Source organism: Rhizobium sp. AP16 (assembly GCF_000281735.1).
In the GTDB taxonomy this organism is placed as follows: domain Bacteria; phylum Pseudomonadota; class Alphaproteobacteria; order Rhizobiales; family Rhizobiaceae; genus Rhizobium; species Rhizobium rhizogenes.
Map to the genome: position 1 here is coordinate 17,859 of NZ_AJVM01000078.1, position 19,840 is coordinate 37,698.

Below are 19,840 nucleotides of genomic sequence, written 5' to 3' on the forward strand. Positions count from 1 at the left end.
CTTCCTTCCGATCAGATCTCGAAATTGACCATTTGGCGCATGATGTAGACGCCGACCGACATCCAAATGCCGGCGGCTCCCATGATCAGGTGGCCGCGCGGGTCGGTGAACAGGATCATCATGTATTGCGGCGAGGTCAGGTAAACGAGCAGCATGACGATGAAGGGCAGCGCGCCAATGATGACGGCCGATGCCTTGGCTTCCATCGACAGCGCCACCACCTTCGCCTTCATTTTCTTGCGCTCGCGCAGCACCTTGGCGAGGTTGCCCAGCGCTTCGGAGAGATTGCCGCCCGCCTGTGCTTGGATGGCGATGACGATCGAGAAAAAGTTCACCTCCTGCAGCGGCATGTGATTGTTCATGCGCGCACAGGCATCGGTCATGCTGAGGCCGACCTGCTGTGTTTCGACGACCCTGCGGAACTCGGTCTTGACCGGCTCGCGCGCTTCGCTCGCCACAAGGCGCACCGCGTCGTTGAGCGGCAGGCCGGAGCGGATCGAGCGGGTGATGAGATCGAGCGCGTTCGGAAACTCCTCCAGAAACTTGTTCTGCCGGCGCTTGATGAGGAAACCAACAACCCAGCGCGGCAAGCCGAAGGCTGCGGCGAATGGCAGGCCGGCGATGACGGGGAGCGGCGCGCCGAAAAGGCAGGCGACGACCATGACGAAAAGGCCGAACAGGACGCTGAAGAGATAGAAGCGCGCCGGCGTCAGCGACAGGCCGGCCTGTACGAGGCGCGCCTTCAGCGACTGCTTCTTCTTCGTATTCTCGACCTGGCGCTTCTCCAGATCCTTGAGCGTGTCCTGCACCGATTTGCGGCGCTTCGACATTTCCTGCACGCGGTCGCGCGCAGCCTTGACCTTGGTGCGATCACTCTCGGCCGCCTTGACCCGGCCAACCCGGCTGTCCGTCTTCTTCTGCGCCTCGATCTGGGAATAAAGGACGCCGTAGCAGACCGCCGCCGCCGAAACGGCTGCGAGCACGACAATCAAAAGCACCACCGGATCGACACCGAACATCGGGAAAGTCCTATTTCGAGTTGTTTTCCATCTCGTCGAGGGCCGCCGCCAGGCGTTTCTCCTCGTTGTAATAGCGGGCGCGATCCCAGAAATGTGGCTTGCCGACGCCGGTCGACATGTGCCGGCCAATGATGCGGCCGTTGGCGTCCTCGCCTTCCATCTCGTAGCGCATCAGGTCCTGGGTAATGATCACGTCCCCTTCCATGCCGATCACCTCGGTGATCTGGGTGATGCGGCGCGAACCGTCACGCAGGCGAGCAGCCTGGACGATTACGTCGACGGAGGTGGAGATGATCTCGCGGACCGTCTTTGCCGGCAGGCTGTAGCCGCCCATGGCGATCATCGATTCGATACGGCTTAGGCATTCGCGCGGCGTGTTGGCGTGGAGCGTGCCCATGGAGCCGTCGTGGCCGGTGTTCATCGCCTGCAACAGGTCGAAGACCTCCGGTCCGCGCACTTCGCCGACGATGATGCGTTCGGGACGCATGCGCAGGCAGTTCTTGACGAGGTCGCGCATGGTGATCTCGCCCTCGCCCTCGATGTTCGGCGGGCGGGTTTCGAGACGGACGACGTGCGGCTGCTGCAGCTGCAGTTCGGCCGTGTCCTCGCAGGTAATGACGCGCTCATGGCGGTCGATGTAGTTGGTGAGACAATTCAGCAGCGTTGTCTTGCCCGAGCCGGTACCACCGGAGATGACGATATTGCAGCGAACGCGGCCGATGATCTGCAGAAGCGTCGCGCCCTCCGGCGTGATGGCGCCGAAGCGGACAAGCTGGTCGAGCGTCAGCTTGTCTTTCTTGAATTTACGAATGGTGAGCACCGGGCCATCGATCGACAGCGGCGGCGCGATGACATTGACGCGCGATCCGTCCGGCAGGCGGGCGTCGCAGATCGGGCTCGATTCATCGACGCGGCGGCCGACCTGGCTGACGATACGCTGGCAGATGGACAGAAGCTGGGCATTGTCGCGGAAACGGATCTCCGATTCGATGGTCTTTCCGCCGACTTCGATGAAGGTCTGGCCGGCGCCGTTGACCATGATATCGGCGATGTCGTCGCGGGCCAGCAGCGGCTCCAGCGGGCCGTAGCCAAGCACGTCGTTGCAGATATCCTCGAGCAGTTCCTCCTGCTCGGAAATCGACATCGCGAAATTCTTGATCGTGATGATGTCGTTGACGATATCGCGGATTTCCTCGCGCGCGGCCTCGGCATCGAGCTTGGAGAGCTGCGAGAGGTCGATCGTATCGATCAGTGCGGCAAAGACCTGCGACTTGGTGTCGTAATATTCCTCTGTGCGAACAGGCCGGCGGCGTGTCGGCGTCTGCATCGAGGGCGGAGGCACCTGCTGGCGCTGCGGCGAGGCCTCGCGCGCCGGCTCGACCAGTATGGTCGATGTCGCGGGCGGCGCGGCGGATGGAGCGCGCGCGGGCGCCGGCGGAGGGGCTATGCCGCCGCTCTTTGCAGGACCTTCATTTCCGCGTCTGCCAAACATGCCGTCGATCCAATTCTACGCTTGAGCATGATCCCGAAAAATGCGAGCCGCCTTTCCAATCCGATCATGCGAAATCAAACAATTACTTCCGTTTCAGGAGGCCGAGCAGGCCGCCTTTCTTTGCCTTCTTGAGCGCGACGCGCCCGGTAACGATGTGCGATATCTGCGAGAAGGTTTCGGCGATCGGCGACTTCGGATCGGTTTCCGAAATCATCCGGCCGCTATTGGCCGCATTTCCGAACAGGTTGATGTCGAAGGGAATGATGGCGATCGGGTCGGTCTCCAGCGGCTCGCAGAATTCCGAGGGGCCGATTTCCGGGCGCTTCGGCATGCCGACCTGATTGAGGATGAGATGCGGCGCCTTGTCGTTGGGACGCAGCTTGCGCAGCGCATCCAGCATGTTCTTGGCGTTGCGCAGATTGGCAAGGTCCGGCACCGCGCAGATCACCACCTCGTCGACGGAGGAGAGCACGGAGCGCGTCCATTCGGTCCAAAGATGCGGCATGTCGAGGACGGTCACCGGCGCGCTGCGCTGCAGGACGTCGAGCACCGGCTGAAAAGCCTGGCCCTCGAAATCATAGGCGCGATCGAGCATGGAGGGAGCCGCGAGCAGCGACAGGTGCTGCGAGCATTTGGTCAGCAGGCGGTCGAGGAAGACCTCGTCGAGACGCTCCGGCGCAAAGACGGCCTCGGCGATACCCTGGGCCGGATCCTGGTCGAAATCGATATTGGCGGTGCCGTAGGGTAGGTCGAGATCGGCGAGAATGGTCTCGACCGAGAACAGGTTGGAGATGCCGAAGGCGCAATTATGGGCGATGGTGGACGCCCCTACCCCGCCCTTGGCGCCGATGAAGGCGACGCTGCGGCCAATCGGCTCGGCATCGGGATCGACGAAAATCGCCGCCATCGCTGCCATGATGTCGGTCATGGTCACGGGCTGGACGATATATTCGGAAATGCCGTTGCGGATGAGCTCGCGATAAAGGCTGATATCATTATGATGGCCGACGATCACCACCTTGGTGGTCGGATCGCAGACGGCAGCGAGCGGCGCGAGCTCAGCCAGGAGGTTCTGCGGATTGGCGCGGGTTTCCAGGATGATCAGATTGGGCGTCGGCGCCGAGGCGAACATGTTCGCCGCCGCCGCCGTGCTGCCGCCGGTGATCCTGAGATTGACCTTGGACATGCGCCGGTCGTTGGCACATCGGTCCATGACCTGGTGCAGCTGCTCGCTCTCGCAGAAGGCATGCACGGAAATGCGCGGCAACGGCCGCATATTCTCGATATCGCCCGTGCGCGGCGCATCCTCGGCGTCCACCGCGGTCGGCCTGATATCGTAATCGATGGCGCTCATGACTTTATCCTGTTCCGGCGACGGCTGGCTCTCATGTTCAGAAACTGCTGACTGACGCGGTGCTGGTTGCGGTGGAGCCGCTGCGATAGGCGTCGATCACCTTGCTGCGCTGGTCGGCATCGATCGGCGTCATGGCACGCGGTGCGATGAGGTCGGTCGGATTGGCGACCTGTGCGGCGAGGTTGTTCTGGGTGGCGCAGCCGAAATTATAGTAATTCTGATTGTCGAAGGCATTGTCGGCGAGATCCGCCGGCCATTGGCCGCAGGCATTGGTGACCGCCGCCGTCGCCATGAAGCGGAGGCGGATCGGGGCGGCATCGCCGGGACCGCCGGCCGGATAATAATTGTCGGCGATGCGCGCCGACGGGATGCCGCTCGCCACCAGTTCCTGGCGGATCTGCCGGCGCAGGGCGGAGGCCGCCGCCGAATTCGCCGATTCCCGCGGGGTCATGATTTCCACCGTGCCGGTGGCATGCGCGCGATAATCCTGAACGAAGCCGCGCACGGTATCGCGCATGCCGGAGGTCAAACGACGATCGCTGACCGAAACGGGAATGTCGACGCGGTGTTCCTTGTCCGTCAACACGATCGGATGGCGCTGACGATAGTCGTCGGTGATGGCGCTGGTGGTCATGCCATCCCTGGAGCCTGCGCAACCGCTGACGGCGGTGGCCATTACAATCATGACAAGCGCTGCAAACCGCGGCCTGCCGGTGCGGGGCGCATTACGATCGAGGCTGGCCATCGTTTGGTCTCTCGTTGATCCGGTTGAAAAGGGGTGCGTCACGATCGTTCCCCTCACTTGTAGATGAAGCCGACCGTGCCGTGGAAATCGGCATCGGCGACCGGCGGCGCATCCTTGCGGCCGTAGATCTTGTTGACACGGTTCATGAAAAAGACGCCGGCATCGTTGGTCGGCGAGAAATTGTCATCCGGACGGGCGATCTGATTGCGCGCCACCGGCCGCACGAGATAGGGCGTCGCGATGATCACCAGCTCGCTCTCGTCGCGCTGAAAGGTCTTCTGCCGGAACAGCGCGCCGAGGATCGGGATCTTCGAAGCGCCGGGCGTTCCGGTGGTGGACTGCTGCACATTGTCGCTCAAAAGGCCGGCAAGGGCGATTGAGCCGCCGGACGGCAGTTCGACCGAGGTATCGGCCGCACGCCGATTGTAGGTCGCAGCGCCCGTAGTGCCCGTCGGTTCGGAGACCTGAGTCTGGACATGCAGGCTGATGCGGCCGGCGGAGAGAACAACGGGGGTGAAGGCAAGGCTGATGCCGTAGGTATATGGCGTGATCGTCACGTTGCCGTCGCTGTCGATGACGGAATAGAGCGTCTGGCCGCCGGAATTGAAGGTCGCTGCCTGGCCTGAGATCGCCGTCAGCGTCGGTTCCGCAAGTGTGCGTACTGCGCCCGCCTGTTCCATGGCATTGAGATAGCTGCTGACATTGTATTTGCCGAGCGCGGTCTTGAACAAGGCGCTGAGGCCGCCATTGCCCGTGGCCGCGGTCGAATCACTGCTGATATTACCGAGCTGCGCGACAGTGAGGCCGGAGGAATTGCTGACGAGATTGTCGAAGCCGATCTGCTTCAGCACGCTGCGCTTTACCTCGGCGACGGTGACCTTCAACGTCACCTGATCCTCGCCCTCGATCTGCAGAAGATTGACGATCTGCGAGGTCTGTCGTCCCTCGGCGAAGAGAGCGACCGAACTGTCGCCACCCGTGCCGCTGGCGGTTTCGGTGCGGGTCGTGGCCTCGCCACCCTTGAGGAATGCCCCCGCCAATTGCTGGGCGCGGGACGAATCCTGTGGCGTGCGTACCGAGCCGGTCAGGACGATATTGTCGGAGACGATCTCGACATTGATGTCGGAGTCCGGGATGAAGCGCTTGAGATTGGCCTGCAGCCCGGAAATATCGCGCTCGATCTGCAGGTCGAGGCTGACGATCTCCTGGCCGTTGGCGCCGAAGACGAAGATATTCGTCTGTCCGACCGTCTTGCCGAAGAGATAGATGCGACGCGAGGTGCGCGTAACCGCATCCGCCATCTTGGGATCGGACACGAGAATATCATGGGCATCCGCCGGCAGGTCCACCACCAACGCCTTGTTGAGCCCGAGCTTCAACGTGCGCTTGGTGTTCAGGCCGGAAATCGTGACGATGCTGTCGGCACCGTCAGCCTTGGCAACCGCAGTCCGCAGAAAGACAGGCGCTTCGGCAAAAGGAAGGCCGGCAAAGGCAACCGAGAAGGAGAGCGCCGCCAGGAGGGGAAAGCCGGTTATCTGGCTGATTTTCAACATGGTCCCGCCCCTTCTCATTGTGTCTTGGCCGCGGCTGTGCCGTTGGCGATGATGGCGCCCGACTTGATAACCTGGACGACGGCCCCGCCATTGTCGCCGGAGAGCAGGTAATCGGCGGCCGTCGTATCCGGCTGTTGCGCGTCGGCGACCGAGCGCAGCGCCAGTGTCAGCCGGTCGGCCATCTGCTGGGCGACCGCAAGCACCTTCGTCTGGTCCGGCGTCAGCTCCAGCGTTGCGGTGGTGCCGACCACGGCCTTGCTGCCGTCCTGCTTTTCCTCGATCTGCTGATCGACGGCCAGGATGCGGACATTGCTGAGCACGGTCTCGGTCACGAATTTCTGGGTGTCGCCCTTGCGCACCATGATCACGTCGACGCGGTCATTGGGCAGAATGAAACCACCGGCGCCGGTGGCGACCGAGATTTCTGTGGCAACGGCGCGCTTGCCGGAGGGCAATAGCGATGACAGAATGCGGCTGCTGGCGTCGGCGACCTTTTCCTCGCGGATCGGCTCGCCCTCGAAGATCGGCAGGCGGACGACCGCGCCGTTCAGGTCCTTCAACGCATCGGGGCGCTCGGCTTGGGTGATGAGCCCCTTGACGACACCGCTCTGCGGCCAGGCCATCCAGTGGATCGATTTCTCATTCAGGCGCGAGCCCACAGGAAGATTGGCGTCGGCAACCAGCACATTGACCGTCGCCTCCTTCTCCACCACCGTCTCGACCTGCTGCACGATATTGCGCGAGCCGGCCAGATGCATCGCCAGCAGTCCGGCAAGCCCTGCCGTGACGACTGCTACTGCGAGTATCATTATGCGAGCGGGTTTCATTGATCATTCCTTGGGGAATACGATTCTTCGCCCCGCAGAATGCTCAGTAATTGGTGTAATTATGGTTAATGGTATCTTACATCTACTATTGTTTGACTATAATTATTTAAGCAATACAATATATACAGGGACATCGCCCCAATCAAATACTTAGCATAAGCTAATTTAGATAATTCTTTATGTAACCACAACAACCAGCGGCGACGACGGGAAGGCGAGAAAGCCGCCAATGGCGATGGCGATGCCATAGGGAATCTTCTTGGCGATCAGCAACGAGTTGGGCAGCGGCAGGCCCATGGCTATGATGGCATTTGACTGCGAGCGTATCATCAGGATGACGATCGTCACCGCGCCGCCGAGGAAGGCAACATAGACGAGGAAGGCGAGAAGCGACGGATCGAAGCCGAACCAGATCGCCGATGCCGCCAGCAGCTTGGCATCGCCGCCGCCCATGACATTCAGAGCGAAGAGCGCGAAGCAGGCACAGAAAACGATGGCTGCACCGGCGGCATGCATGCCGATCTCAGGCAGCGTCAAGCCGACGAGCGGCGCAAGCACGATAAAGGCGCCGAGCAGGATGAGCGAAACCCTGTTCGGGATCGTCATGGTTAAGAGGTCGGAGATGGCTGCAACCGACAGGCAGAGCGGAAAGATCAGCAATGTTGCGGCTTCAAGCATTGAAGATACTCACTCCCGACGATGAAAATATAAATGCCGAAAACCGCTCATTATACAGAGCGGTTTTCGCTAGATATTGGCCTAACCCAAAAATATCGGATTATTTTCCGGCGTTTGCGGCCGCAGTATTGGCCTTGGTCATCTGATCCGAAATGCTTACGAACGTAGTATTGAGCGCGCCGCCCAGCGTCGTTGCGCCGGTGATGATAGCGACCGAGATCAGGGCAGCGATGAGGCCGTATTCAATGGCGGTCGCGCCGGATTCGTCTTTCAGGAAACGCGAAAAAAGCTTGGTCATAATTTAACTCCACTCACTTTGTTGACAGCACGTCCGCCAACTGTGCCGTTGATCGGATGAGTTGAACCGTAGCGGTTGGCCGTTTCCATCGCTTTAAGGAAGTGGGTTAACAGATCGTCAATTCCGAAGCACAAAAAGACTAGTTAATATAAATTCAGGTCTTTCCGGGCATTTTTAAAGAAAATCTTCAGACACAGCATAAAGTTTAGAAGTTAATATATTAGAATCATATACTTCATGTGCCGGAATATTGCATGCTTGACACGAGAATCCCGAAATGAGCGCTAAAACGGCCATGCCTGCCCCGTAATTGCAGCAATGACTGCACTCTTAATTGTTCATTCACCCTTCTTTCTCATTCTAATCAGGAATTGTTTCCGCCATCAATTTCATGAGGCCAGACCATGCCAATCCGCGGCAGAACCGCATTTCTTGCCGGCGTCGCCGCCATGGCAGGCCTGATGCCGCAGCTTTCGCACGCCGCCGATGACGGCATGCTGCGTGTCTATATGGATCACGCGCGCGTACTGAAGCTCGATCGCCCCGTCAGCAAGGTCATCGTCGGCAATGCGCAGGTCGCCGACGCGACCGTGGCGGATCCGAAGACGATCGTGCTCACCGGCCGCAGTTTCGGCACCACGAACATCGTCCTGCTTGATGCCGACGGCAACGCCATCGTCGACGAGCGGATCCTGGTCTCGATCGACGAGGGCAACACGGTGCGGGTCTTCCGCCAGACAGACCGTTCGGTGCTGTCCTGCACGCCCAATTGCGAGCAGCATGCCCAGCAGAACAACAATGCTGCGGCCGCTACCAGCCAGTAAGGCCGGTATCTCGCGTCCATTTTCATTCAATTATACTGTATAAGCCAAGACTTTTCTGAATAATGTGCGCTTCCTCTAAATATGGAGGGAGAAGAGAAACGGATTGTCAAGGAAGCCGCCCTAGTCTCGCCACGATTGAAATCGCCGCGGATTCCGTTATGACGCCAGATGACGCTCTTCTTGGAGACAAGGCCTTTGCACCGCGGCGTGCGAAGAGGGGCCTGCACGCGTTCGGGCGTGCCCGCGACGGCGCAGCCGCCATCGAATTCGCGCTGCTGGCTATCCCCTATTTCATGATCATCTTCGCGATCCTGGAAACTTTCGTCGCCTTCATCGCCGAACAGGTGGTTTCCAACGCTGTCGATACGCTGTCGCGCCAGGTCAGGACCGGACAGATCACCGCGACCAATACGACCGGGCAGCAGTTCCGCCAGGCCTTTTGCAACGAGATCTCGGTGCTCATCGCCTGCTCCGCCGCTGAACTGGCAACCCCGACGAACCTCTATCTCGACGTCAAAAGCTATTCGACCTTCGCCGATATGCCGACAACGATCCCGCGTGTCTCGTCCGATCCCTATTCCGACCTCAATACCACGGGCTTTTCATTCGCTCCCGGCGGCACCGGGACTATCAATATGGTGCGCGCCTATTATCGCTGGCAGATCATTATCGATCTGCTGCGGCCCTATCTGACCAACATCCATCCATCCGACGGCTCGATGCCGAGCACCTATCTCATCGTCGCGACGGGTGCCTTCCAGAACGAGAATTATTGATGAGGCGGCGGGAGATGGCGGGACGGACGATGGCGGCAGGGGTTTATACACGCCTGCGGCATTTCAGGCGCGACGAGCGTGGCATCGGCGCCATCGAATTCGCCATTCTCTTTCCGGTGCTGCTGATGCTCTATCTCGGCGCCTTCGAAATCACCGTCGGCCTCAGCGTCGAAAAACGCACAAGCCGGGCGGCCGGATCCATTGCCGATATCCTGACCCAGAAAACGAGCACAACCAAGGCGGAACTGGCTACCATGCCCTCCGTCGCCGGCGCCATTTTCACGCCCTATGCCACCACCGGCCTGACGCTGAAGGTCACAGGAATCCAGATCGACGCCGGCAGCAGCGCCACCGTCGCCTGGTCCTGGGCACAGGACGGCAGCAAGCCCTATACGGCCGGCAGCGCCGTCACCGTACCCAGCGATCTCAATCTGCCGAGTTCGTTTCTGGTCCGCACTGAACTTGCCATTCCCTATCAGATCCTCAGCTTCGGCTCGGATTTCCTACCCGCCGGCAGCAACCAGATCACCATCGGCCGCTCCTATTTTTATCGCCCGCGCGGGGTAGACCCGATCACCTGCAGCGATTGTTGAGCGGAACGGCTTTTCATCGGGCGATGCAATCCCCATTTAGCGAGAAAATTGCCAAGTTCACGCCTGCGTTATATGGGTGACGTCCAATGCGCCTGACATGAAATGTCGCGCGCTGAGCAATCTTATCGGGTGACCCATGGCACGCGCATTTCTTTTCGTTCTGGACTCCTTTGGCGTCGGCGGCAGCCCGGATGCGGCAAGCTATGGCGACGAGGGTGCCGATACGCTCGGTCACATCGCCGAATTCTGCGCGGCGGGTGCGGCCGACCGCGAGGGCCTGCGCTCCGGCCCGCTGTCGCTGCCGATCATGTCGGGACTCGGGCTGCTGGAAATCGCCAAGGCGGCGACGGGCCGCTATCCTCTAGGCATGCCACTGCCGCAGAAGCTTTACGGCCTTTATGGCTGCGCCAACGAGATCTCGCGCGGCAAGGACACGCCATCGGGCCATTGGGAAATCGCCGGCACGCCGGTCACGTTCGACTGGGGTTATTTCCCGACCGAAGGCGACGCCTTTCCGCCGGAACTGGTGGAGGCGATCTGCAAGGCGGCCGATCTCCCCGGCATCCTCGGCAATTGCCATGCGTCGGGAACCGATATCATCGCGAGATACGGCGAGGAGCATATCCGCAGCGGCAAGCCGATCTGCTATACTTCGTCGGATTCCGTTTTTCAAATCGCCGCGCATGAACAGCATTTCGGCCTGGAACGGCTGATTTCCCTCTGTCAGATCGTCCGTACCCTGCTTGACCCCTATAATATCGGCCGTGTCATCGCCCGCCCCTTCATCGGCGAGACGCCGGCGAATTTCGAGCGCACCGGCAACCGCCGCGATTTCTCCGTGCTGCCGCCCGAGCCGACCCTGCTCGACCGGCTGGTCGCGGCCGAACGCAAGGTGCATGCGGTCGGCAAGATCGGCGATATCTTCGCCCATCAGGGCATCTCCAGGATCATCAAGGCCAACGGCAACATGAAGCTGATGGACGCGACGCTGAAGACGATGGACGAAGCGGCCGACGGCGATCTCGTCTTCACCAATTTCGTCGATTTCGACATGGTCTATGGCCATCGCCGCGATGTGGCCGGCTATGCGGCGGCGCTCGAGGCCTTCGATGCGCGGCTGCCGGAGGTGCACAGGAAGCTGAAGCCCGGCGATCTCCTCATCCTCACCGCCGACCATGGCTGCGACCCGACCTGGCGCGGCACCGATCATACGCGCGAGCGGGTGCCCATCATCGCCTACGAACTCGGCATCCGCTCGCGCCCGATCGGCATCCGCCAGACCTATGCCGATATCGGCGAAACCGTTGCACACCATCTGGGAATTGCGGCGGGGCCGCATGGGAGGAGTTTTCTGTGACATCGCATTTGAAGAAGGTCGAGCTGCACTGCCATCTGGAAGGTGCGGCTCCCCCGGCGCTGACGCTGGCGCAAGCACGGAAATACAATGTCGATACCAGCGCTTTCATGCGCGACGGCGTCTATCTCTGGAAGGATTTCGCTGAATTCCTCGTCTGCTACGACAAGGTCTCCGAGGTCTATCGCACCGAGGAAGACTATGCGCTGCTGACCGAGACCTATCTCGAAGAGCTTGCCGGCATCGGCACGATCTATAGCGAATTGATCGTCTCGCCCGACCATGGCGACCGCATCGGGCTTGGCGCCGACGCCTATATGGAAGGCGTCTCGGCCGGTATCCGCGCCGCCAAGGAAAAGAGCGGCATCGAGGCCCGGCTAATCGTCACCGGCGAGCGTCATTTCGGGCCGGAGCGGGTGGTAAAGGCGGCCGAATATGCGGCCAAGAGCGACAATCCGCTGATATCGGGTTTCAACATGGCCGGCGAGGAGCGCATGGGCCGCGTCGCGGATTATGCCCGCGCCTTCGACATCGCCCGCGAGGCCGGCCTCGGCATCACTATCCACGCCGGCGAAGTCTGCGGCGCCTTCAGCGTCGCCGATGCGGTGGAACTGGTCCGTCCGGCGCGGATCGGCCACGGCGTCCGCGCCATCGAGGATGCCGATCTGGTCAAGCGCCTTGCCGATCTCGGCACGGTGCTGGAGGTTTGCCCCGGCTCCAACATCGCCCTCAATGTCTTCCCGGATTTCCCCTCGCATCCGCTGCGCAAGCTGCGTGACGCCGGCGTGCGCGTCACCATCAGTTCCGACGACCCGCCCTTCTTCCACACCTCGCTGAAGCGCGAATACGAGCTGGCATCCACCGCCTTCGGCTTCAGCGACGACGAGATCAATGCGATGACCCGCACGGCGATCGAGGCGGCGTTTGTGGACGAAGCGACGCGGGCGGCATTGCTGGCAAGGTTATGACGGCATCATTTTAGGCCGCAGACTGGGGATGAAATCGAGCCTTTCGCCCTATTTCCTTGCACCAGAGACAATTTCCGTGAAAGAAACATCGGATATCGCGGAATTACTGGAAGGCTGAAACCATGGACGGCGTCATTGTCATCGATCACCCGCTTGTGCAGCACAAGCTCACAATCATGCGCAAGAAGGAGACGTCGACAGGGAGCTTCCGCCGGCTGCTGCGCGAGATTTCGACGCTGCTCTGTTATGAAGTGACGCGCGATCTGGAAATGACGATGGAGACCATCGAAACGCCGCTGCAGCCGATGGAATCGCCGATCCTCGAAGGCAAGAAGCTGGTTTTCGCCTCGATCCTGCGCGCCGGCAACGGCCTGCTTGAAGGTATGCTCGACCTCGTGCCGTCTGCGCGCGTGTCGCATATCGGTGTCTACCGCGATCACGAGACGCTGCAGCCGGTCGAATACTACTTCAAGGCGCCGGAGGATATTTCCGAGCGCCTGATCATCGTCGTCGACCCGATGCTGGCGACCGGCAACTCCTCGATCGCCGCGATCGACAAGCTCAAGGAGCGCGGCGCTCATAATATCCGCTTCCTCTGCCTGCTCGCGGCTCCCGAAGGCATTGCCAATTTCCGTGCGGCGCATCCGGACGTACCGGTCTTCACCGCGGCGATCGACAGCCACCTGAATGAACTGGGCTATATCGTCCCCGGCCTCGGCGATGCCGGTGACCGCATGTACGGCACGAAGTAAATTCCACCTCTCTCTTTGTTTTCCGCCCGGCAGCGTCCAACTGCCGGGCTTTTTATTGATCTGTTTAGCGGCCTGTCAGCAAAGCTGATTTAAACGATGGAGATCGATGGGTTCGACATGGCGAACCCATGGGAAGGGTCTCCGCCGATGCTCGTTCGCGTCCTTGTCTTTGCCGGTATCATCGCCGTGGCTGCCACGCAGGTGCCGTCGCTGCTGAACATCCAGATCGCCATCGACGAAAACTCGGCGCCCATGGCCATTTCCCCTCCCGCGGGACAGCAGGTCTCGGTGGTGAGCCTGTCGCACGGCAGCGTCCTCTTGCCCGCAGGCGCGGGTGGTCACTATCAGGGCGACTTCAAGATCAACGGCCGGCCGGTGCAGGGCATGATCGATACGGGTGCTACCTATGTGGCGATCAACGAGAGCACGGCGCGCCGTCTCGGCATCAGCGGCAGCGATCTCGATTATCGCTACACCACCCAGACCGCCAACGGTCCGTCCAAGGTGGCGCTGGTCAAGCTCGACCGTCTTGAGATTGGCACGATTAAGGTTCGTGACGTCGATGCCGTGGTCTCGAAGGATGGCGCCTTGAGCACGACGCTGATCGGCATGAGCTTCCTGAAAAAGTTGAAATCCTATGGCGCCGAAAACGGTTCATTGCGTTTGACGCAGTAACCCCGTCAGATCCGCGAGACGATCACCGGCGGCAAAATGGGAGCGGTATCCGCGATGCGATAGTTTGCGGCGAGATCGGCTGCGGCTTTTTCGGCGCTTGCATCATCAGCCGCGTGAACGGTCGCAATACGATCGCCTTTGCTCACCTTCGTTCCGAGCGGCAGGATATCGCTGAAGCCGACTCGATGGTCGATCTTATCCTGCGGACGACGGCGGCCACCGCCGAGATCGATGACACCCATACCGATGGCGCGGGCATCGCAGGCAGCAAGCCAGCCGTCCGAAGCGGCAAGAACCGGCTTTTGCACCGGCGCTTCGATGAGATATTTAGCCGGATTCTCCAGAAGATCGACCGGACCGCCGAGGCCATGGACCATGCGGCCGAACAGTTCGGCAGCCTTGCCGGAGGCAAGCGCATCGCGGGCGCTGGCTTCGGCCTCGACAAGTGTCTTTTCGACCCCCGCCTGCGTCAGCATCTCGGCCGCGAAGGCTAATACGACCGTCTCGAGCCGCGTGCCTGCCTTGCCGCACTTCAGGAAATCCAGACAATTGCGGAGCTCCACGACATTGCCGGCGGCGTCCGCCAGCGGCTGGTTCATGTCGGTGATCAGTGCCGAGGTCTTCACCCCCGCCCCGTTCGCCACCTCGACCAGAGAACGGGCCAGCGTCTCGGCCTCTTCCGGTGAGGTCATGAAGGCGCCGCTGCCGATCTTGACGTCGAGCACCAGCGTTTCCAGCCCGGCGGCCAGTTTCTTCGATAGGATCGAGGCGGTGATCAGCGGCACGGAATCGACGGTGGCCGTGACATCGCGCACGGCATAGAGCTTGCCGTCGGCGGGCGCCAGGGCTCCGGTCTGGCCGATGATGGCGCAACCGACCTCGTCCACCACCTTGCGGAAGCGCGCCGCGTCCGGGGTGATGCCGTAGCCGGGTATCGATTCCAGCTTGTCGAGCGTGCCGCCGGTATGGCCGAGGCCGCGACCGGAAATCATCGGCACGGCAAGGCCGCAGGCAGCGGCGATCGGAGCCAGCATCAGCGAGACATTGTCGCCGACGCCTCCGGTCGAATGCTTGTCGGCGATCGGCCCGCCGATGCCGGACCAGGCGAGCGTGTCGCCGGAACGGGCCATGGCGAGCGTCAGCGCCACGACCTCCTCGCGCGTCATGCCGCGAAACCAGACGGCCATGGCAAAGGCGCCGATCTGGCTTTCCGCCAGCTCGCCACGCGCCAGGGCTCCGATGAAGCTATTGATATCGGCGGCTGAAAGAATGCCGCCGTTGCGCTTCAGCCGGATGATTTCCTGCGGGATCATGGCTTCAATAGCCTGACGAGGCTGTCTTGGATTGTCCGCCGGCCAGCACGCCGAGAATATCGTCGAGCAGGCTCGAGGCGCCGAAACGGAAGGTCGAGGGCATGGCCCAGTCCGGCGCCATGATGGTCTCGGCGAGGCTCAGATAGAGCGCTGCATCGGCGACGGAGCCGATACCGCCGGCCGGCTTGAAGCCGACCTTGCGGCCACTGTCGCGGATCGCCCGCAGCATGATGTCGGCCGCTTCAAGCGTCGCATTGACGGCGACCTTGCCGGTGGAGGTCTTGATGAAATCGGAGCCGGCCTCGATCGCCAGTTCGGAAGCGCGCTGGATCAGCGCCACGTCCTTGAGCTCGCCGGTTTCGAGGATGGTCTTCATGATCACCGGCCCGGTGCATTCGGCCTTGACGGCCGCGACCATGTCGGTGACGGCCTGCTCGTTGCCGGCAAGCAGCGCCTGATAGGGAATGACGAGATCGATTTCGTCGGCACCATCGGCGATCGCCTCGCGCGCTTCGGCGGCGACGTCGGCCACTTCCATGTCGCCGGCCGGGAAATTCACCACGGTCGCGATCTTCACCGCATGATCAGTGCCGAGGATGCCGCGTGCCTGGGCGACGAAGCGCGGCCAGATGCAGACGGCAGCAGTGTTGCCGTAGGGCGATTGCGCCCGGGTGCAGAGCGTCTCGATCTGGGCCGGCGTGCAATCATCCTTGAGATTGGTGAGATCGAGAAGGGAAAGCGCAACGGCCGCCGTTTCTCTCAGGGAATGGCTCGTCATTGTCAGTTTCCTCCGTCCGCAATCATTTCTGTCAGGATGGCCGCGAGACGGGCGCCGCCGACCGGAGCCATGTCCTTGGTCTCCTCATGCGTCAGCTCGGCGCCGGTCATGCCAGCCCCATAGTTAGTGATGACGGAGGCCGCGGCAACCCTTAGACCGAAAAGACGCGCCAGAATGACCTCCGGCACCGTCGACATGCCGACGGCATCAGCACCGAGGATGCGCGCCATGCGGATTTCCGCCGGCGTTTCGAAGCTTGGGCCGGAGAACCACATATAGACGCCATGCGAGAGCTTGATCTCGGCCTTTTCCGCCGCCTTGCGCATCCGCATGATGAGATCGGCATCGTAGGCGCTGGTCATGCCGACGAAACGCTTGTCGCTTTCCTCGCCGATCAGCGGGTTCATGCCGGAATAATTGATGTGGTCGGTGATCTGCATCACCGATCCCGGCGGCATTTCTTCGCGCAGGGATCCGGCCGAATTGGTCAAGATCAGCGTTTCGACGCCGAGAGCCTTCAGCGTCTCGATCGGCACGCGCATGGCGTTGGCATCGCCCTTTTCATAATAATGCACGCGGCCAGAAAGCATGATGACCGGGACGTTGCCAAGACGGCCCGCAACCAGCGTGCCGGCATGGCCGGAAACGGCGCTGACGGGAAAGCCCGGAATCTCCGCATAGGGAACGCGCACGGCGTCCTGCACTTGATCGACGAGCGAACCCAGGCCAGAACCGAGGACGATACCGTAGCGCGGCTGGAGATCCCCGAGCTTTGCAGCCAGGATATCGACGGCGGCGGTCATCCCAGTGTCTCGGTTTCGAAGCTGAAGGGCAGCAATTCATCCATGGTCATCGTCTTCCTCACGCCGGTTTCGTCGCAAAGATAGACGCGTGTCTCCTTGCTGGCAAATTCGGCGATTTTTTGCCGGCAACCGCCGCAGGGCGGGCAGAGTGGCAGCTTCTCGGCGATGACGGCCATTTCGACGATCTTCTTGGCACCGCCCATGATCATGTGGCTGATCGCGGTTGGCTCGGCACACCAGCCCTGCGGGAAAGACAGGTTCTCGATATTGGCACCGGCATAGATCTTGCCGTCCTCGGCACGGATCGCCGCGCCGACGGGGAATTTCGAATAGGGGGCATGGGCAAAGGCCATCGCCCCGCGGGCGGCCTCGAACAGATCATGCGACATGGACTAGCGCTCCTTGGTATAGGGCACGCCGCCGGCCTTGGGCGGCTTGGCGACGCCGATAAAGCCTGCGAGCAGGATGCAGGTGAGAATATAGGGCAGCGCCTGGAAAATCTGCACCGGCACCTCGCCGATGCCGGGCACCGACTTGCCCTGCATGAAATTGGAGAAGGCATCGAGGAAGCCGAAGAGCAGGCAGGACAACATCACCGGCACCGGCTTCCACTTGGCGAAGATCAGCGCGGCCAGCGCGATATAGCCTTTGCCGGCCGACATGTTGGCGATGAAGCCGGCCGACTGCGCGATGGCGAGATAGGTGCCGGAGAAGCCGCAGAGAATACCGGCGCAGATCAGCGAGCGATAGCGCAGCCACGCGACCGAAATGCCGGCCGTGTCGACGGCACCGGGATTTTCACCGACGGCGCGCAGGCGCAGGCCAAATCGCGTCCGGTACAGAATCCACCACGAAATCGGCACGGCAAGAAAGGCAATATAGGTGAGGATGTTATTGCCGGAAATGACGTTGGCGTAGAGTGGTCCGATGATCGGCACGCCGCGCATCGCATCGGCACCCGGCAGGATGATCGGCACGAAACGCGCGTCCGCGCCAAGCTGTGGCGTGCGCCCTCCCTGGCCAAACCAGGCCTGGCCAAGCACGACGGTCAATCCGGCAATCAGAAAGTTGATCGCAACACCGGAGACGATCTGATTGCCGCGATTGGTGATCGAGGCGAAGCCATGAAGCAGGCCGAATGTGACAGAGACCACGATACCCGCGCCCAGCCCAGCCCAGGCCGATCCGGTGACCGTAGCCATGCATGCGGCAGCAAATGCGGCCGCCAGCATCTTGCCCTCAAGGCCGATATCGAAGACACCGGCACGCTCGGAAAACAAACCGGCAAGCGCCGTAAAGATAAGGGGAATCGACAGGCGGATGGTCGAACCGAGCACGCTGATCAGGATGTCATAATAATCCATGGTCGATCCTCAAGCCCTGCCGAACAATTGATAGATACGCACGAATGTTGGACGCAGCATGTATTCGAGCGCGCCAACGAACAGGATAACGAGACCCTGGATCATGATGACCATGTCACGACTAATGGTTGGTATATCAAAATTAACCATATCGCCGCCTTGGGAAAGGATACCAAACAGGATCGCCGCGAAGATAATACCCAATGGATGGTTACGGCCCATAAGCGACACGGCGATGCCAACAAAGCCCGCACCTGCGACGAACTCGACACCAAGACGGGCCTGCGCGCCCATGACCGGGTTTAGCGCCATCATCCCGGCAAGACCGCCTGATATCAGCATGGAGATAATGACGGTGCGAGCATAGGGGATGCCGGCATAGACGGCGGCGGTCGGGCTGAGGCCGAGCGTACGCATCTCGTAGCCGAGCTTGGTGCGCCAGATCAGAAGCCAGACGAGGAAGCACATTACCAATGCGATCAGGAACGAGACGTTGAGCGGTGCAGCACCAATCGACGAGCCGAACATACTGACCAGCCAATCGAGCTTCGGCAGCTGGCCGCCCTCAAGAAAGGTGCGGGTTTCCGCGGCCTGTTTCCCCGGTACGATCAAGACGTGCGAAAGCAGAAAAACCATCAGCGGCGCGCCGATGAAATTGAACATGATCGTCGTGATGACGATATGGCTGCCGCGCTTTGCCTGCATCCAAGCTGGAATAAACGCCCATGCCGCGCCAAACACCGCAGCCCCAATCATCGCGAACGGCATGGTGACATACCAGGGCACATAATTGTCGAGAGACAAGGCAACCAAGGCAGCCCCGAGACCACCAATATAGGCCTGGCCTTCCGAGCCTATGTTGAACAAGCCCGCATGGATCGCGACAGCAACGGAAAGGCCCGTGAAAATAAAACTCGTCGCATAGAACAACGTATAGCTGATAGCCTCACCGCTGCCCAGAGAACCCTGAACAAGGGAATTTAAGGCATCAATAGGGCTCTCACCGATAAGCCAGATCACTAAACCTGAAACGATAAAAGCCAACAGCAGATTGATCAGCGGGATCAGGCCGTAGTTGATCCAATTGGGGAGCGGAACGGAAGCGGTACTCATCAAGGCCTCACGCGGCAATTCCGGCCATCATCAGGCCGAGTGTCTGTTCACCGGCGTCAGCCGTTTTTTCGCCGACGACATGGCCGGCAAACATGACGAGGATACGGTCCGATAGCGCGCGGATTTCATCCAGCTCCACCGAGACCAGCAGGATCGCCTTGCCGGCGTCGCGCATCTCGATGATGCGGCGATGGATGAATTCGATGGCGCCGATATCGACGCCGCGCGTCGGCTGGCCGATCAGCAGGGCCTTCGGATCGCGCTCGATCTCGCGGGCAACGACGATCTTCTGCTGGTTGCCGCCGGAAAAATTGGCGGTCTTCAGTCGGGCGTTCGGCGGGCGGATGTCGTATTTCTCGATCTTCTCGATCGCATCCTTGCGCATGGCGTCGAGATCGAGCATGCCGGCCCTGCCATATTTGACGTCACGGTGATAGCCGAGCATCGAATTCTCATATTCCTCGAACTTGAGGACGAGACCCATGTGATGGCGGTCTTCCGGGATATGGGCGAGGCCGAGGGCGCGCAGGGCTGCCGGGTCGGCGCTGCCGATCGGCTTTT

Annotated in this window: 21 protein-coding genes and 1 pseudogene; 7 read left to right on the forward strand and 15 right to left on the reverse strand. The window is 60.9% G+C overall.

The genetic code is table 11. The features are described from left to right. Positions 1 to 11: 11 nt before the first annotated feature. The 8 genes from PMI03_RS27665 to PMI03_RS27700 form a co-directional block, all read right to left on the reverse strand. Entirely contained in the window at positions 12 to 1,019 is a 1,008-nt protein-coding gene (locus tag PMI03_RS27665; RefSeq protein WP_007701809.1) for a type II secretion system F family protein, read from the reverse strand. A 10-nt stretch (positions 1,020 to 1,029) separates the two neighbouring features. Continuing rightward, entirely contained in the window at positions 1,030 to 2,511 is a 1,482-nt protein-coding gene (locus tag PMI03_RS27670) for a CpaF family protein (protein WP_007701812.1), read from the reverse strand. Positions 2,512 to 2,593: 82 nt separating this feature from the next. Further along, positions 2,594 to 3,865, reverse strand: coding sequence for a CpaE family protein (locus PMI03_RS27675; RefSeq protein ID WP_007701814.1), 1,272 nt, complete (start codon positions 3,863 to 3,865; stop codon positions 2,594 to 2,596). A gap of 37 nt (positions 3,866 to 3,902) precedes the next feature. Beyond that, positions 3,903 to 4,610: a CpaD family pilus assembly protein gene (locus tag PMI03_RS27680; protein WP_007701815.1), complete on the reverse strand. Its 708-nt coding sequence runs from the start codon at positions 4,608 to 4,610 to the stop codon at positions 3,903 to 3,905. A gap of 53 nt (positions 4,611 to 4,663) precedes the next feature. After that, a complete protein-coding gene (locus PMI03_RS27685; RefSeq protein WP_007701818.1) occupies positions 4,664 to 6,163 on the reverse strand; it encodes a type II and III secretion system protein family protein in 1,500 nt (499 codons plus the stop codon). A 14-nt stretch (positions 6,164 to 6,177) separates the two neighbouring features. Beyond that, entirely contained in the window at positions 6,178 to 6,990 is an 813-nt protein-coding gene (gene cpaB, locus PMI03_RS27690; RefSeq protein WP_007701821.1) for a Flp pilus assembly protein CpaB, read from the reverse strand. 177 nt (positions 6,991 to 7,167) lie between these two features. Next, entirely contained in the window at positions 7,168 to 7,668 is a 501-nt protein-coding gene (locus tag PMI03_RS27695; protein ID WP_007701824.1) for a prepilin peptidase, read from the reverse strand. Positions 7,669 to 7,768: 100 nt separating this feature from the next. Further along, entirely contained in the window at positions 7,769 to 7,966 is a 198-nt protein-coding gene (locus tag PMI03_RS27700) for a Flp family type IVb pilin (protein WP_007701828.1), read from the reverse strand. A gap of 404 nt (positions 7,967 to 8,370) precedes the next feature. Between PMI03_RS27700 and PMI03_RS27705 the strand changes: the two genes are divergently transcribed. The 7 genes from PMI03_RS27705 (at position 8,371) to PMI03_RS27735 (ending at position 13,908) form a co-directional block, all read left to right on the forward strand. Continuing rightward, positions 8,371 to 8,790, forward strand: a complete 420-nt coding sequence (locus PMI03_RS27705) for a pilus assembly protein N-terminal domain-containing protein (protein WP_007701831.1) — start codon at positions 8,371 to 8,373, stop codon at positions 8,788 to 8,790. 158 nt (positions 8,791 to 8,948) lie between these two features. Further along, complete coding sequence (locus PMI03_RS27710) at positions 8,949 to 9,566, forward strand: TadE/TadG family type IV pilus assembly protein (RefSeq protein WP_007701833.1); 618 nt, start codon at positions 8,949 to 8,951, stop codon at positions 9,564 to 9,566. A 14-nt stretch (positions 9,567 to 9,580) separates the two neighbouring features. Continuing rightward, positions 9,581 to 10,159 (forward strand): TadE/TadG family type IV pilus assembly protein, encoded by a 579-nt coding sequence (locus tag PMI03_RS27715; RefSeq protein ID WP_007701841.1) that lies wholly within the window; start codon positions 9,581 to 9,583, stop codon positions 10,157 to 10,159. Positions 10,160 to 10,295: 136 nt separating this feature from the next. After that, positions 10,296 to 11,516, forward strand: a complete 1,221-nt coding sequence (locus tag PMI03_RS27720) for a phosphopentomutase (RefSeq protein ID WP_007701844.1) — start codon at positions 10,296 to 10,298, stop codon at positions 11,514 to 11,516. Continuing rightward, entirely contained in the window at positions 11,513 to 12,481 is a 969-nt protein-coding gene (locus PMI03_RS27725) for an adenosine deaminase (RefSeq protein WP_007701847.1), read from the forward strand. Before PMI03_RS27720 ends, PMI03_RS27725 begins: the two co-directional genes overlap by 4 nt. Positions 12,482 to 12,603: 122 nt before the next feature. Next, positions 12,604 to 13,233: a uracil phosphoribosyltransferase gene (upp, locus tag PMI03_RS27730; protein WP_007701849.1), complete on the forward strand. Its 630-nt coding sequence runs from the start codon at positions 12,604 to 12,606 to the stop codon at positions 13,231 to 13,233. 147 nt (positions 13,234 to 13,380) lie between these two features. Then, on the forward strand, positions 13,381 to 13,908 hold the full coding sequence (locus PMI03_RS27735) for a TIGR02281 family clan AA aspartic protease (protein ID WP_007701852.1): 528 nt from the start codon (positions 13,381 to 13,383) through the stop codon (positions 13,906 to 13,908). A gap of 5 nt (positions 13,909 to 13,913) precedes the next feature. Here PMI03_RS27735 and deoA read toward each other — a convergent pair whose 3' ends face one another. From deoA to PMI03_RS27770, 7 genes and pseudogenes are all read right to left on the reverse strand, one after another. Next, on the reverse strand, positions 13,914 to 15,221 hold the full coding sequence (gene deoA / locus PMI03_RS27740; RefSeq protein WP_007701856.1) for a thymidine phosphorylase: 1,308 nt from the start codon (positions 15,219 to 15,221) through the stop codon (positions 13,914 to 13,916). A gap of 4 nt (positions 15,222 to 15,225) precedes the next feature. Next, entirely contained in the window at positions 15,226 to 15,999 is a 774-nt protein-coding gene (gene deoC, locus PMI03_RS27745; protein ID WP_007701858.1) for a deoxyribose-phosphate aldolase, read from the reverse strand. 2 nt (positions 16,000 to 16,001) lie between these two features. Then, positions 16,002 to 16,802, reverse strand: a complete 801-nt coding sequence (locus PMI03_RS27750) for a purine-nucleoside phosphorylase (RefSeq protein WP_007701861.1) — start codon at positions 16,800 to 16,802, stop codon at positions 16,002 to 16,004. Further along, the gene (locus tag PMI03_RS27755) at positions 16,799 to 17,191 is read right to left on the reverse strand and encodes a cytidine deaminase (RefSeq protein ID WP_007701864.1); all 393 of its coding nucleotides are present in this window, start codon (positions 17,189 to 17,191) and stop codon (positions 16,799 to 16,801) included. Before PMI03_RS27755 ends, PMI03_RS27750 begins: the two co-directional genes overlap by 4 nt. Before the next feature lie 3 nt (positions 17,192 to 17,194). After that, complete coding sequence (locus PMI03_RS27760; protein ID WP_007701867.1) at positions 17,195 to 18,166, reverse strand: ABC transporter permease; 972 nt, start codon at positions 18,164 to 18,166, stop codon at positions 17,195 to 17,197. 9 nt (positions 18,167 to 18,175) lie between these two features. Beyond that, positions 18,176 to 19,279, reverse strand: a complete 1,104-nt coding sequence (locus PMI03_RS27765) for an ABC transporter permease (protein WP_007701869.1) — start codon at positions 19,277 to 19,279, stop codon at positions 18,176 to 18,178. A 7-nt stretch (positions 19,280 to 19,286) separates the two neighbouring features. Further along, positions 19,287 to 19,840 (reverse strand): annotated as a pseudogene (locus tag PMI03_RS27770) (heme ABC transporter ATP-binding protein); the annotation flags it as partial.

What these genes read in the sequence shown, in the direction of transcription:
- PMI03_RS27665 (WP_007701809.1), bottom strand. Translation starts at nt 1,019, where the DNA reads ATGTTCGGTGTCGATCCGGTGGTGCTTTTGATTGTCGTGCTCGCAGCC.
- PMI03_RS27670 (WP_007701812.1), bottom strand. Translation starts at nt 2,511, where the DNA reads ATGTTTGGCAGACGCGGAAATGAAGGTCCTGCAAAGAGCGGCGGCATA.
- PMI03_RS27675 (WP_007701814.1), bottom strand. Translation starts at nt 3,865, where the DNA reads ATGAGCGCCATCGATTACGATATCAGGCCGACCGCGGTGGACGCCGAG.
- PMI03_RS27680 (WP_007701815.1), bottom strand. Translation starts at nt 4,610, where the DNA reads ATGGCCAGCCTCGATCGTAATGCGCCCCGCACCGGCAGGCCGCGGTTT.
- PMI03_RS27685 (WP_007701818.1), bottom strand. Translation starts at nt 6,163, where the DNA reads ATGTTGAAAATCAGCCAGATAACCGGCTTTCCCCTCCTGGCGGCGCTC.
- cpaB (WP_007701821.1), bottom strand. Translation starts at nt 6,990, where the DNA reads ATGAAACCCGCTCGCATAATGATACTCGCAGTAGCAGTCGTCACGGCA.
- PMI03_RS27695 (WP_007701824.1), bottom strand. Translation starts at nt 7,668, where the DNA reads ATGCTTGAAGCCGCAACATTGCTGATCTTTCCGCTCTGCCTGTCGGTT.
- PMI03_RS27700 (WP_007701828.1), bottom strand. Translation starts at nt 7,966, where the DNA reads ATGACCAAGCTTTTTTCGCGTTTCCTGAAAGACGAATCCGGCGCGACC.
- PMI03_RS27705 (WP_007701831.1), top strand. Translation starts at nt 8,371, where the DNA reads ATGCCAATCCGCGGCAGAACCGCATTTCTTGCCGGCGTCGCCGCCATG.
- PMI03_RS27710 (WP_007701833.1), top strand. Translation starts at nt 8,949, where the DNA reads ATGACGCCAGATGACGCTCTTCTTGGAGACAAGGCCTTTGCACCGCGG.
- PMI03_RS27715 (WP_007701841.1), top strand. Translation starts at nt 9,581, where the DNA reads ATGGCGGGACGGACGATGGCGGCAGGGGTTTATACACGCCTGCGGCAT.
- PMI03_RS27720 (WP_007701844.1), top strand. Translation starts at nt 10,296, where the DNA reads ATGGCACGCGCATTTCTTTTCGTTCTGGACTCCTTTGGCGTCGGCGGC.
- upp (WP_007701849.1), top strand. Translation starts at nt 12,604, where the DNA reads ATGGACGGCGTCATTGTCATCGATCACCCGCTTGTGCAGCACAAGCTC.
- PMI03_RS27735 (WP_007701852.1), top strand. Translation starts at nt 13,381, where the DNA reads ATGCTCGTTCGCGTCCTTGTCTTTGCCGGTATCATCGCCGTGGCTGCC.
- deoA (WP_007701856.1), bottom strand. Translation starts at nt 15,221, where the DNA reads ATGATCCCGCAGGAAATCATCCGGCTGAAGCGCAACGGCGGCATTCTT.
- deoC (WP_007701858.1), bottom strand. Translation starts at nt 15,999, where the DNA reads ATGACGAGCCATTCCCTGAGAGAAACGGCGGCCGTTGCGCTTTCCCTT.
- PMI03_RS27750 (WP_007701861.1), bottom strand. Translation starts at nt 16,802, where the DNA reads ATGACCGCCGCCGTCGATATCCTGGCTGCAAAGCTCGGGGATCTCCAG.
- PMI03_RS27755 (WP_007701864.1), bottom strand. Translation starts at nt 17,191, where the DNA reads ATGTCGCATGATCTGTTCGAGGCCGCCCGCGGGGCGATGGCCTTTGCC.
- PMI03_RS27760 (WP_007701867.1), bottom strand. Translation starts at nt 18,166, where the DNA reads ATGGATTATTATGACATCCTGATCAGCGTGCTCGGTTCGACCATCCGC.
- PMI03_RS27765 (WP_007701869.1), bottom strand. Translation starts at nt 19,279, where the DNA reads ATGAGTACCGCTTCCGTTCCGCTCCCCAATTGGATCAACTACGGCCTG.